At 41.1% G+C, this 13,710-nt stretch carries 9 protein-coding genes; 1 reads left to right on the top strand and 8 read right to left on the bottom strand.

Going from position 1 to position 13,710, the window contains the following annotated elements:
- Window positions 1-16: 16 nt before the first annotated feature.
- The 6 genes from ACVW2L_RS10115 to ACVW2L_RS10090 all read right to left on the bottom strand — a co-directional run bounded on the left by ACVW2L_RS10115 (window position 17) and on the right by ACVW2L_RS10090 (window position 9,402).
- Entirely contained in the window at window positions 17-3,091 is a 3,075-nt protein-coding gene (locus ACVW2L_RS10115) for a tetratricopeptide repeat protein (RefSeq protein WP_457127842.1), read from the bottom strand.
- Between the two features lie 299 nt (window positions 3,092-3,390).
- Entirely contained in the window at window positions 3,391-3,753 is a 363-nt protein-coding gene (locus ACVW2L_RS10110) for a response regulator transcription factor (RefSeq protein WP_457127841.1), read from the bottom strand.
- A 193-nt stretch (window positions 3,754-3,946) separates the two neighbouring features.
- Complete coding sequence (locus tag ACVW2L_RS10105; protein ID WP_457127840.1) at window positions 3,947-6,880, bottom strand: insulinase family protein; 2,934 nt, start codon at window positions 6,878-6,880, stop codon at window positions 3,947-3,949.
- A gap of 107 nt (window positions 6,881-6,987) precedes the next feature.
- On the bottom strand, window positions 6,988-7,467 hold the full coding sequence (locus ACVW2L_RS10100; RefSeq protein ID WP_457127839.1) for an RNA recognition motif domain-containing protein: 480 nt from the start codon (window positions 7,465-7,467) through the stop codon (window positions 6,988-6,990).
- A 118-nt stretch (window positions 7,468-7,585) separates the two neighbouring features.
- Window positions 7,586-7,945 (bottom strand): response regulator, encoded by a 360-nt coding sequence (locus tag ACVW2L_RS10095; RefSeq protein ID WP_457127838.1) that lies wholly within the window; start codon window positions 7,943-7,945, stop codon window positions 7,586-7,588.
- 233 nt (window positions 7,946-8,178) lie between these two features.
- Entirely contained in the window at window positions 8,179-9,402 is a 1,224-nt protein-coding gene (locus ACVW2L_RS10090; protein ID WP_457127837.1) for a BamA/TamA family outer membrane protein, read from the bottom strand.
- A gap of 162 nt (window positions 9,403-9,564) precedes the next feature.
- Between ACVW2L_RS10090 and ACVW2L_RS10085 the strand changes: the two genes are divergently transcribed.
- Window positions 9,565-10,785 (top strand): multidrug effflux MFS transporter, encoded by a 1,221-nt coding sequence (locus ACVW2L_RS10085; RefSeq protein ID WP_457127836.1) that lies wholly within the window; start codon window positions 9,565-9,567, stop codon window positions 10,783-10,785.
- Between the two features lie 38 nt (window positions 10,786-10,823).
- Here ACVW2L_RS10085 and lysA read toward each other — a convergent pair whose 3' ends face one another.
- Complete coding sequence (lysA, locus tag ACVW2L_RS10080) at window positions 10,824-12,017, bottom strand: diaminopimelate decarboxylase (protein WP_457127835.1); 1,194 nt, start codon at window positions 12,015-12,017, stop codon at window positions 10,824-10,826.
- Between the two features lie 136 nt (window positions 12,018-12,153).
- The gene (locus ACVW2L_RS10075) at window positions 12,154-13,464 is read right to left on the bottom strand and encodes an aspartate kinase (protein WP_457127834.1); all 1,311 of its coding nucleotides are present in this window, start codon (window positions 13,462-13,464) and stop codon (window positions 12,154-12,156) included.
- Window positions 13,465-13,710: the final 246 nt, after the last annotated feature.

Raw genomic sequence — 13,710 nt, 5'->3', positions numbered from 1 at the left:
TACTTGTTGCCTTGTTTTATTGTTTACTGGTGCTATCCTGTTGTGTGCCGGTTACGGTTGTTTTTTTCTGCGGCGATAGCCTGTCCAGCTTTTGGCGGGCCGTTGTAAGAATATCATCTTCGCCTTTATAATTTTCAATTATACTCTGCAGTGTAGCCTTAGCCTGAAAGGTATCTTTAAGGCCAACATAGTTGTCGGCTAAAAGGATATAGGTTTTTGCAACCCAGTAATCATAATTCGGCAGGTCCTTCACAAGATCAAAGCAGGTTTTTTGCGATATCTTATATTGCCGCTTTAAGTATTGCACATTGGCAATATTGTAGCGGGCCTCTGCGGCGGCAATAGTCTTAGTATTATCAGCAGTATAGGTAAATTCTTTTACAGCAGATGTGGTATCGGCAAGTTGTAAGTAAGCCACGCCGGCGTATAAGCCTGTTTTGAATTTATCCTCCTGCGATGTTTTTTCATTTTCGCGCACAAGGTGCACGTAGTTAATGGCTTCCTCAGGCATGCGCATTTGCGAATAGCAAAGCATCAAATTATTAATCGCGAATGTGTAGTCAGCTTTATATTCTGATGTGGTTTCCAGCTTTTTAAGAAATGCCACTGCATCGTTCCATTTTTTCTGCGCCAGATATAGCTTAGCCATGCTGATGAGTGATTGCTCAGTGTAAGCGCTGCTCCAGTCGTTCAATATCACATTATAATCGGCCACGGCCTCATCGTAGCGGTTAAGATTAACCAAGCTTTGAGCGCGGGTAAACCGGGCTTGTTTTTCGTAAATAGGTTTTGTATTAAATTTATCAAAATAGGCACTCACGGCTGCCGCAGCTCCCTGCCAATCGCCGCGCACATACAGATTGTTTGCTGCCGTCATCATTATACTTTCCTGTTCAGATGTTGTATAATTGCCAATAGGTGTGCTAACGGCATAGTTTAGATACGTTTGAGCGTCGCCTTTATCCGTATAAATTTTCTCAATCTGTTTAAGAGCTTGCTTTGCTTCAGTTGCAGACGGGTAATCTTTCACTACCCGTTTAAAGTCTTCCACCGCAGCCATGTCATCACCAGCGTTATAGTCTATTAAACCAATTGTTGTGAGGGCGCGTGGTATGTAGCTGCTGCGCGGATATTTTTCAACCATGGTTTGCAGCGCGCTTTTGGCTGTGGCGCCATCGTTTTTAACAAAATAAGTGTAAGCTATCTCAAAGTCTGAATCATCGGCGTAATCAGAATTAGGGAATTTGTTTAGTACCTCTTTAAGCGTGCCGATCTTAGCATCCGGACTGCCTTGTAAGCCCTGTATCATTCCACGTTGAAACAAAGCGTAATCCTGACCTTTGCTTCCCTGTGCAATTATGCGGTTGTAATAACCAAGCGCCTTGCCGTAGCTTTTCAGTACAAAGTAGCTGTCGCCAATACGGGTAACAGCATCGTTTATGCTGTTTTTGTCTTTCTCTTCGCCACGTAAAAAACGTTCAAAAAACTGTGCAGCCTTGCTGTACTTTTCGTCGTAAAACGCGGCATAGGCCAAAGCATAGTTGGCATAGTTGGCAACATTCGTTTCGGCAGCCTCAGGCATCTGCAAAAATTTCTCAAAATTCTCAACAGATTCGCCGTATTTGCGCACTTCATACATCGCTTCCGCCATCCAGTAAGTCGTGAGGGCTTTAATGTTCCGGTCTACCGGGTTTTGCAATGAGCGTAAAAAGATGCCAATTGCATTCTCAAAAGCACGTTCGTTGTAAAATTCTAATCCACGGTAATAAGTAACTTTTTGATAAGCTATTCTCGCACTTTCAGATTTGTTAGGAATAGGTTCCAATATCTCAACCGCCTCTTTATAATTACGCGAATTTAAAAGCACCTCTCCTAAAAGCACTTTAACCTCGGTATTGCGGGTTGAGTTGGGATAGTTTTTAAGGTAGGCACGTGTGGCATCTAAAGCCTGCGTATAAAAATCAAGTTCGTATGATAATTTGGCATACTCATAAAGCGCGTCTTCCTGTAATTGTCTGTCAAAGTTCAGTTTTGAAGCCGCCAGGAAAGCGTTGCGGGCACTTTCCTTGTTATTCATTTTCAGGAAAACCTGCCCCAGTATATAGCTGCCGTTTTGGGCGTAAACATCATTGTCGCTAACAAGGGTTTCTAATTCGCTGGCTGCCTTTGAAAAATTACCAACCTTAAAATAGGCGTAACCCATTTGGTAACTATCCTGCGTGTTTTGGGTTTTGCCCAGGTCTTTATCTTCAAACTTGCTGTAGTAATTAACCGCATTATCATAATCGCTTTTTGCAAAATACGAAGCACCGAGTATGCGCAGCATTTCAGTTTCATTTTGCTGACGGGTGCGGTTTAAAATGGGTACTGCATAGTTTATAACGTCATCATACCTTTTATCCAGAAAATAAACGGCGGTAATATAATAAGGATAGCTGTTCTCGTATTTTTTTGAATTTTTTAACTTTTCAAAGTTTACCAGCGCCAGGTGATAATCTTGATTTAAGTAGGCTATATAGGCAAAATAGTAGGTGGCATCATCGGTAAATTGAGAACGCTTGTTTTTTACTTCGCCAAACAGTTGCTGCGCATTTTTAAAATCGTTGAGCGAAAAGTAAGCGTAAGCTTTGCGGAATTTGTACTCGTTATTTTCAGGACCGGTAAGTTCGTTGGCATCAATTTTATCAAACCATTTAATGGTCTCCTGGTATTTACTCTGTTTTGAGTAGGAGCGGCCTATCTGGTAAAACGCCAGTTTGGTAAGCGTATTTTCAGGATGTTCTTTAATGAACTTTAAGAACAGACTTTCGGCATCATCATTACCCAACTCCAGCGCGCAAAGGGCAAGATAATATTGCGAACTCTCTTCTATAAGAGAAAGTTCTGACTCAAACTTTGATTGATTAGAAGTTTTAAGCGCCAGATCTTGCACCAGGTGATATTGCTGGGCCGCAGCAACATATTTTCCGTCATCAAGCAAGCGTTTTGCAGCATGGTAGGTGCTGTAAAGTTGCGAGGAGGGGTTTTGTTGTGCTAATGCTGGCGCGGTGATTATGAAAAGAGGGAACAGGTAGTATTTTAATTTTATCATAAAACGCGGACAAAAAGTTCTGCAATTTAATTATTCAATAAGCTATAATCCACATAAATAATTAACACCTGTGGAAAATTAGTTTTTTAACGCAGTAAATTTTGGGATGGTATGGATGTGGAAAAAATTAGTCATTGGTGATTAGTCAATGGTAATTAGTTACACTTTTGATTAATTGAATGTATTAGCAGAGAATGCGGTATTAAGATATTGTTGGGGGATTAAGCATTATCAAGTACATGTTTCGGGCTTATTAATATTAGCTGCAAAAATGACCAATAACAATTGACTAATGGCAATTAAGCCACTATCTGCCGCTGAACGCAGCTTAGTAACGCATCTATATCAAAAGGTTTAGCAACAAAACCATCCGGTTGGTAAGCGGGAGAGTTTATATCTTTAAGTGCATGGCTGGCAGAGATCATAATAACCGGAATTTTATGAGTTTCTACATTCGTTTTAATATCGCGGCATAGTTCGCGTCCATCCATATTGCCTAACATAATATCCAATATTATCAGATCAGGCTTAAATGATCGGATATTATCGAATAAAGAATGGCCATTTGTAAGGGGCTCAACTAAATAACCTGAATCTTCCAGGATATATTGTACTATTTCAAGGATGTCTTTGTCGTCATCAACCACTAAAATCCGTCTCATTGTTAAAAATACTATATAAAAAAGGTACAGCAATTACTTATTGTTTAACAAGCAATTGCTGTACCATTTTTCAATTTAACTTAATTATTAGTTGTTTTCCGGTTTTAGATATTAAAATATTATTAGAACGATATATTTTATATTAAATAGAAATATAGAAGTGTGTTATATTGTTAACATTAGCTTGACTGTCCTAAAAACCGAATAGCTGTTTAAGGTCAGGCTTTATAACTGTACCGTATTTTTTCAAATCTTCTTCGCTTACCTTTTTCTCTGATGCAACAATGCAATAAGTATAAGCTTTGTTTTTAATTTGCGCGTCATGAAATGCTTTCAGGTCAGCAAAGCTCATTTTATCCAAATTCTCAAAAACGTCCTTACGCAGATCATGGTCAAGACCCAGGCGTTTTGCGGCCAAATAGTCTGTTATAATACCGTCCTCGGTAATACGTTCTGTTTCTATTGATTTACGCACATTATCTTTTGCAAGAGTTACACCCTCATTTGATTCAGGTAAAACGGTAAGCAAATCATTCATGCCTTTTATCGCTTCGTTTAGCTTATCGGCCTGTGTGCCTATATAAGCTGCAAACACACCGCGGTTTTCTTTTTTACCCGGCGTTGCATATTGAGCAGAGGTGGAATATGCCAAAGCTTTAGATTCCCGCAGATCCTGCAATACTATTGAACTAAAACCGCCTGTACCGAAGTAATTATTAAACACCTCAATGCTTGGTTCTAATGCAGGGTTATATTTTTCACCGTTATGTATCCAGTAAATTTCTGCCTGCACCATATCGTAGTTTGCAAAAAGCACCTGGTTTGCCGTGTTGGTTACCTGGGTAAATTTAACCGCCGGCGGGTACGCTGTAAATGATGCAGGTACTTTATGCAGCGAAGCTACGTCTGAACCAGCCGCCGCGGCTGTTTTTGGCCCGTAATAAAGTACTATATGGCTGTAATTGTTAAGCTCATGCAAAACCCGTATAAGATCCTCAGATTTTAAGGCATCCAATTGCTCATTAGTAAGGCCATAATTGTACGGGTTTTCAGGGCCATATTGGGCGTAGCTTAACAACCCCTGCATAAGGGCTGATTTATTTATTTTAGAGTTTTCGCGTGAACGTTTTATCCTTGCCTTTAAACTCGCCAGTGCCGCCTCGTCGGGCTTACAGTTGGCCAACAGGTCTTCATAAAGCTTTACGGTGGCCGCAAAGTTCTCCTGCAAGCCGTTAAAGCTTACCGTAGTGATCTCATTGCCTGCACTTATACTATAGGTGGATGCTAATTTATAAAACGCTTTGCTAAAGTCCTCTGATGTTTGTGTACCTGTACCTAAAAACTGCAGGTATTGGGCCGCTATTGGTAACAGTTTATTGTTCCAGGCACCCATCTCATAACGGTAATATAATCTGAAAAGGTTGTTATCGTTATTTTTCACTGCCAATACGTCAAGGTTACCTGCCTTAGCGCGCTGTATGTCTTTTTGATAGTCCAACCAAACAGGTTTTATATTAGTAACCGGCATTGCCATAACCTGTTTTAAGAACGACGACTGCGCTGCGGGGTTTAAATCAACCGGCGTAATTGTGGGTTTGTCCACTTTAACAATGTTCTTGTCCTCGCCCTGGTGCTTATAAACTATAACATAGTTTTGGCTGTTAAGGTATTTATTGGCAAAGGCTATTATTTGTGGCTTTGTTACTGCAGACAGCTCTTTTACAGTACCAACAACGTTTTTCCAGTCAACACCTGATGTAAAAGCACTCATCAGGTCATCTGCTCTCGCAGAATAATCTTCATTTTGTTGTATTAGGCGTTTTTTCTCGTTGTTAACAATGGATAGGATCAGGTCGTCAGAAAATTCACCCGCACGCAGCTTGGCAATTTCTGCCAACATCAGGTCGCGTACTTCATCTAACGACTGGCCCTTAACGGGGTTGCCACGCAGCATCAGCACACCATAATCTTTTAAACCGTAACTGCTTGCACTTGCGCTCAATAGCTTTTGTTTTTTGATAAGGTCAAGGTCAAACAAACCTGCTTTTCCGTTAGTAAGCATTGAACCCATCAGGTCAAGCAAGCGCGCGTCGCGGGTATTTGCACCCGGAAAACGAAACGCCAAAGTAACGTTCTCGGCATTTGGCCCATATACATCTGCCATTATTGGCGCGGTTATAGGTTGTTCCGCATCAAATTTATAGGCCGGGACGGGCTTTGATTTAAGATAACTAAAGGCAACGTCTATTTTTTTAATTACTGCATCGGGATTAAAATCGCCCGAAAGAATAACACCCATATTATTCGGAACGTAGTAATCATAATAATACCTGCGAATAGCAACCAGCGATGGGTTTTTTAAATGCTCAACGGTACCAATTGTAGTTTGTTTACCATAATTGTTATTGGGGAACAACTTCGTAAACATGGTCTCTGTCACCTTACGGCCATCATCATCAAGCGTGCGATTCTTTTCTTCATACACTGCTTCCAATTCGGTGTGGAAAATTCTAAGTATAGGGTTTCTAAAACGCTCCGCCTGCACTTTCAGAAATTTATCCATAGCGTTAGCCGGTATATCTTCGGTATAAACAGTCTGTTCAAACGAGGTGAAGGCGTTGCTGCTTTGGCCGCCCATCGAGGTCATCATTTTATCGTATTCGTTGGCGATAGCATATTTAGCCGCCTCGCCCGATGCCTTGTCGATCTCTTTGTATATCTCCTTACGTTTTGCTTCGTCCTTTGTGTTATTATATTGTTCGTACAAAGCGTCAACTTTAGTAAGTAATGGTTTTTCTTTTTCCCAGTTTAACGATCCAAATTTATCGGTTCCCTTAAAAAGCATATGCTCCAGGTAATGTGCCAGGCCTGTGTGGTCGGCAGGGTCGGTTTTGCTTCCGGCCTTTACAGCTATATAGGCCTGTATACGCGGCTGTTTTTTTGTGGGGCTTAAAATAACAGTTAAGCCATTTTTTAAAGTATAAAACCGTGAGTGCGTAGGGTCGCCTGTTACATATTTGTAATTATAACCCGCTGCGGTGGCCTGTTTCCAGGCAATAGGGGTTTGAGCCGTTAAACTTTGGGCTACAAAAAATAAAAGGCCGAGGAAAAGGAATCTGTATTTCATGATATTGTTTGGATGTTGCAGCAATAAAAGTATTTAAAAATAACACATAAAAAAAGCCGGCGTATGTTAACGTCGGCTCATTTTTCTATTTTTTATAAAAACTATCGTTAATAGTCAGATTCCCCACTGCTGCGGTCGCGGTAATTTCCGTTTCCTCCGCCGCTGCGCTTATCATCGTTTCCATATTTTTTATAACCACCGCCGCTATCGTTTCCACCGCGGTAACCGCTGTTACCTCCTCCGCCGCTGCGCTTATCATCATTTCCATATTTTTTATAACCGCCGCCGCTGTCATTGCCACCACGGAAATTGCGGTTACCACCGCCGAAATTGCCCGCGGGCCTTTCTTTTTCGCGAGCTTCGCTAACAGCAATGTTTTTGTCAAGAACTTTTCTTTCGTTCAGTTCGGCAATTGCGTTGTTCGCCTCGGTACTGTCGGGCATTTCAACAAATGCAAAACACTTGCTTCTGCCGGTTTCGCGGTCCATAATAAGGTTGACAGAATTTACCGTCCCATAAGCGGCAAAAAGGTCTGCAATTTGGGCTTCCTGATATTGATGGGGCAGCCTGGCTACAAAAATTTTCATTAAACTATAATATGATGATTAAAAAAGCAAGTTTGTAGTGTAAACATACACTAATATAATTTTATTTACAATTACAATAGCCAAGCTTAATTTGTTTTAAAAAACGGTAGTTTTTTAATTATTTTATAAGAAGATTTACTTTTTCGACCAGTTCTGTAAGATCAAAAGGTTTGTTAATGATAGCATCACATCCATACGCCGATAATTCATCGGCATGATTAACATAAGCTGAGAAAATAATTACGGGTACATGCTTAAAATCAGGGTGCGATTTTATCTGCCGGCAAAGCTCGCCGCCGTTGGTGCCCGAAACGCGATAATCTAATATTACCAGGTTGGGATTAAATTGTTTTACAAGCGGAATAACGTCCGTGCTCTCTGAGGTGCTTTTGACATCAAACTTTTCGTAGGATAATGTTTCGTGGACAATATCCAGGATGTCTTGATTGTCATCTAAAACTAATATGCGTTTTGACATTGATGTTAATATTCCGGGAAAAATTAAAAAAGCGGTTAATGTGTTTTAAAATCTAAGCGTCGGAAAAAAATAGTCTGAAAATTGGAACGTTGCAAAAATAGTAATTTTGTTAAATAATAACCTGCACAAAAAGCGCGGTTGTTAATTTGTAACGAATATTAATAATATTGAATAATACAGGCATACCAAATATAATAGATTTTGAGCTTTACATGTTGGTGTGCATGGGCTTGTTAAAAGGCCTCACCAACCGTAAGTAACAACAATTTGCTTTCCTGGCTCATGCCAAAGTCAATGCCAATATTGGTGTCAGACTTTTTGTTGTATTTTATACGTATGCCTGCGCCGGCAGCGGGGTTCCAGTATTTAAATTGCCGGGTATTAGATTCGCTGGCCGAATTAACATTTGCAAATACTACAAAACCTAACAAGCCATTTCGAGTTAGATCACGGCGGTATTCAGCCTCAAAGTATAACAAAGCCTGCCCACGATGCCGGTTTTGTAATATGCCGCGGCCAGACCTTTGGTCGGGTTCCATGCCAATAGCGGGCAAATTTAAATAAGGTGTTAGTGGCGTAAGGGTGGCCCAGTAATAAGTCCAGAAAGCCAGCAGGTTTTTCTTGCCGTTATTACTCAGCGAGTGGTACTTGCGCACATCAAGGTATATAGATTTCCAACTGTTGGTGCTTCCCCATGTTTTATAGTTAAGGCGGTATATAAAGTTACCGTACCAGCCGGGCAGGGGGTTTAGCGCGTTATTACGGCTATCGTACAAAACATTAAAGCTTGGGCCCGATGAGAATGAACTTTGGTTTGTTCGTGTGCCGTACTCGTAACCGGTAAACTGCTCGAAGTTTGTTTTTGCGCCATTGTCGCTATCAACATCAAAATAGTAATCCAGATTATAGCCGATACCCACATACAGGTAAGATGTTATGCGTTTAACAATGCTCTGATAAAAGCGCATATATTTATAATCAACCAAAAACTTATTATCCTGCGGTTGGCCGCCACCCAGGCCCCAGGTGTATTGCGGGTACACTAACAAGCGTGTATCGCCCTGGATGTTAAACATATTATGCTTTACCCAAATGTTTGAGCGGATAGGTAAGCCATAACGCCCGCTAAAGTTTAAGTAAGGCGTAAAATTAACGTTGGATATATATGTAGTTTGCGGATTACCCAAATAAAAGCTCGCGGTGGTTGATGTTATAAGCATCCTGTCTGGCCCGGCGTTTGACGATGAAACCGGCAAAATAGAGAAATAGATCCTTTTGCCTGCGGTATCGGGCGGTCTTTTACTTTGGATATTAAAAAGGTCGCGGCCTATATCTATAATGTCAGTTTTACCCGTTGTGTCAATAATGTTTTTATTTTTAGGATGATCGCTGCTCATCTGCGCAAAGAGCATAACGGGCAGAACAAAAAGTACAAAAAGGAATAGATATTTAAACATTCGCGCGCTATCAACAATAGATATAACAACGCAAATAATATACAAATTGTACACATAAGAATAGAAAAAATACTCGTTAAAATTTACCGTTATAAAACATTCGCTTAGCTTTAAAAAGCGATCTTTGCCGCCTTAGCCGGATTGTCGCGGTAATATGTTTTTATGACGAAAAAGAAATACTTTTTAACGGTACTTATATTGGGTTGCTTAACTGCCCTTTCGCCTTTTTCAATTGATATGTACCTGCCGGGTTTTCCGGATATAGCAAAATCATTAAACACCACTACAGCGCAGGTAGCGTTGTCATTGTCCAGCTATTTTATAGGGCTGGCAGGCGGTCAATTATTGTACGGCCCTTTATTAGACAGGTTTGGACGTAAGCCCCCCTTATACATCGGTCTTGCGGTTTATATCGCGGCATCAGCGGGGTGTTTTATGTCGGCAGATATAAACACGCTTATTGTGTTACGTTTTATCCAGGCAGTAGGCGGCTGCGCAGCAGGTGTAGCATCAATGACCATGGTGCGCGATCTTTTCCCCGTTGAAGAAAATGCTAAGGTATTCGCGCTGTTGATACTGGTTTTAGGCGCTTCGCCAATGGTGGCCCCAACTGCAGGCGGTTATATTACCGCTGCTTTTAACTGGCATTTAATATTTGTTGTATTGGGTATTATGGGCTTATTGTTAATACCTGCCGTAATATGGCTGCCTGATACATATAAACCCAACCTTAATTATTCTCTAAAACCGGCACCCATCATTAATAGTTTTTGGGAGGTTGCAAGAACGCCACAGTTTTTTACTTATGCGCTGGCAGGAGCATTCTCTTTCATGGGGTTGTTTGTATACGTTTCAGGTTCGCCAATGGTGTTTATGGAGTTGTTTAGGGTAGAAGCTAAAACCTACGGATGGATCTTCGCCGGTTTGTCCATCGGCTTTATTGGTGCAAGTCAGATTAACAACGTGCTGCTTAAAAAATTCACCAGCGAACAAATTGCCAGAACTGCATTGACCGTTCAGGTTATTAGTTCTGTTATATTTTTTACAGGATCAAGTTACGGCGTATTCGGCCTTGCGGGAACAATAGCAATGATATTTATTATGTTGTGTTGCGTGGGTACCACTAACCCAAATGCATCGGCACTTTCGCTGGCACCGTTTTCGCAAAATGCAGGTACGGCTTCCTCATTATTAGGTGCATTGCAGTTGGGTCTGGGATCTTTCGGCACCATGTTGATCAGCTATTTCAATATCCCTACAACGCTGCCTATGGCAGGTATTATGGCTGCATCAGCAAGTATAGCTTTATTGGTTTTACTTGTAGGTAGCAGGTTTATAAAAAATAAGGTAAAAGCTAAGGGTGCGGTAGTGGCGGGTCATTAGCCACAGCCCCCTCTAAATCTCCCCGGAAAGGGGAGACTTTACAAAGCGTCCGAATATACACTCTCTGCTCTCGTCCTCAGGTTATATCCTGATGCCATTACTTCACCGTAAGCACCTGCGGTGCGCACAGCAATAAGGTCGCCCCTAAATGATTCAGGCAGCTCAACATCCTTACGGAAACAATCCGTACTCTCGCAAATAGGGCCGACAACATCATAGTGAATGGTTTTATCTTCCGGACTTTCTGACTTTCCGACTTCCGGACTACCCGCCTGCCTGCTAATATTCTCCACTTCATGGTACGCTTGGTATAACATAGGGCGCATCAATTCAGTCATTCCCGCATCCAGTACCAAAAAGTTTTTCTTCTGGCCGTTTTTAACATATAGCACGCGCGATATTAAAGAGGCGCATTGCGCCACCAGCGCTCGGCCCAGCTCAAAATGTACCTCCTGACCGGGTTTAACGTTCAAAAAGTCTTTAAATACTTTAAAATAACCTTCAAAGTTGGCTATAGTGTTGGTGTCAGGGTGATAGTAATCAACGCCCAGGCCGCCACCTGTATTCAATATTTTTACTTTAAAACCGCGATCCTCAAACCAGTCCTGCATTTCGTTAATGCGGATACACAAGCTGCGGTAAACCTCAAGGTCAGTAATTTGTGACCCTATATGAAAGTGTATACCTAAAAACTGCAGATTATTGCAGGCGCGCAAGGTTTCGGCAACATCCCCCAATTGCCAGGTGTTTATGCCAAATTTGTTCTCGTCTAAACCGGTAGTAATATAGTGATGGGTATGCGCATCAACATTAGGGTTAATGCGGATGGCGACGCCGGCTGTTTTATTTTTTGCTTTGGCCAAATCATTTATAATGGTCAATTCCTGTACAGATTCAACATTAAAGCAAACTATATCTGCGTCAAGAGCAGCGTTTATTTCTTTATCAGATTTGCCTACACCTGCAAAAACAATTTTTTCTTTACCAAAGCCATGTTCAACAGCAGCCTTTACTTCCCCGCCGCTCACACAATCCGCACCAAAACCAAATGATTGGATCATATCCAGCACCTTAGGATTGAAATTAGCTTTCATGGCATAATGTACATGGAAGCCATATTTAGACGATGCAGTGTGGCACGCTGCTAAAGTTTGGCGCAGCACCTCCATATTGTAATAATAAAAAGGCGTTTCAATACTTTGAAAACTGGAAATGGTATCTGGGTTAAACATTATTATAAGTCAAAAATCAAAATTAAAAAGTCAAAAACCTGACTTGATCAATAATCCGAATCGAAAATCCGGTATAAAAACAAATTCGAAATCGAAAATCCGACATTCGAAATCAAAATAAATCCAATATCCGAAGTTAAAATAACCTGCTATGCAGGCTCCTTAGCGCTTCCACCTTATCTTCGGTTTCAACCAGTACAGATAGGTTATGCTTACTGCCACCATAGCTTATCATGCGCAATGGCAGGTGTTTTAAAGCATCTAAAACGCGCGAGCCAAAGCCCTGCTTATCAGCCGCAAAATCTCCTACAACACAAATAATGGTTTGGTCGGCGTCTACTTCAACATTGCCAAAAGCCTCAAGCTCTGCTAATATTTGCGTCAGATATGTTGTGTCATCAATGGTTAAGGATACCGCCACTTCTGATGTGGTGATCATATCAATTGATGTTTTATAGCGCTCAAACACCTCAAACACGCGGCGCAAAAAACCATAGGCCAGTAACATCCGGCTTGAGTTGATTTTAATGGCGGTAATACCATCCTTTGCGGCTATTGATTTTATTTTGTTCTTTTCGCTATCGTTAGTTATCAAAGTACCTTTTGCCATTGGTTCCATGGTATTAAGCAGGCGTACAGGTATTTTGTATTTCTGCGCCGGGAACACGCTTTGCGGATGCAATATTTTTGCCCCGAAGTAAGCCAGCTCGGCTGCCTCATCAAATGATAGCTGCGCGATGGGAGAGGTGCCCTTAACAATCCGCGGATCGTTATTGTGCATGCCGTCAATATCTGTCCAGATCTGCACTTCCTCGCTGCGAATGCCAGCTCCAATTAATGATGCAGTATAATCACTGCCGCCGCGGCGCAGATTATCTATCTCGCCAAAGGCATTGCGGCAGATATAGCCTTGTGTAATAAAAAAATTATTACCCTTATGCTGCTCAAGCATTGGTGTTAAATGCGATGTTATATAGTCAACTATAGGTTCGTTGTCCTCATCAATCTTCATAAAATCCAACGCGGGCAACAATACCGATGGCACACCTATTTCTGTTAAATAAACATGGTATAAAGTGGTAGATAATAGTTCGCCCTGCGCCAGTATTATTTTTTCTTCAACGGAGGTAAACAGATCATTAGCAACACCGCTTAGCAGCGAAAAATGATAATCTATAACTTCCTTGCCCTGCACTAAAAACTCGGGTTTGGCAAAAAGTTCTTTAATAAATGTTTCGTATTTATCCTTTAGAATACTTATCAATTGAGCAGCCTTGGGTTTATCGCCGGTAAGGTAGGCCTGTCCAATTGCAACCAGGCTGTTGGTTGTACCAGATACGGCCGAAAGTACCACTATCTGCCTTTCAGAAGCATCAATAATATCAAGCAACTTCTTCATCCGCTCCGGGCTGCCTACTGATGTTCCGCCAAATTTTAAAACTTTCATTTTGTATTTCTTAGTCCTGATACCGGCAATAAAAATTGTTGCCCATACCTGTTTTGAGGCGCTAAAAATAGGGATTTAAAGAGATAAAATATTATAACCACCGCAATTAATTTGAGCGTTAGAAACATAGAACATAATCAACCCATACAAGAATTGATGGTGATGTTTTTTATAAAAAAACTTTAATTAAAAATCGCCAATGGCATTTTCAGAACGTTTTGCTTTACAGGTTACAAAAACTGACTT

The sequence above is a fragment of the Mucilaginibacter sp. HD30 genome (assembly GCF_054061755.1).
Note: the sequence above shows the minus strand (reverse complement) of the source record. Positions and strands in the feature narration are given on the sequence as shown.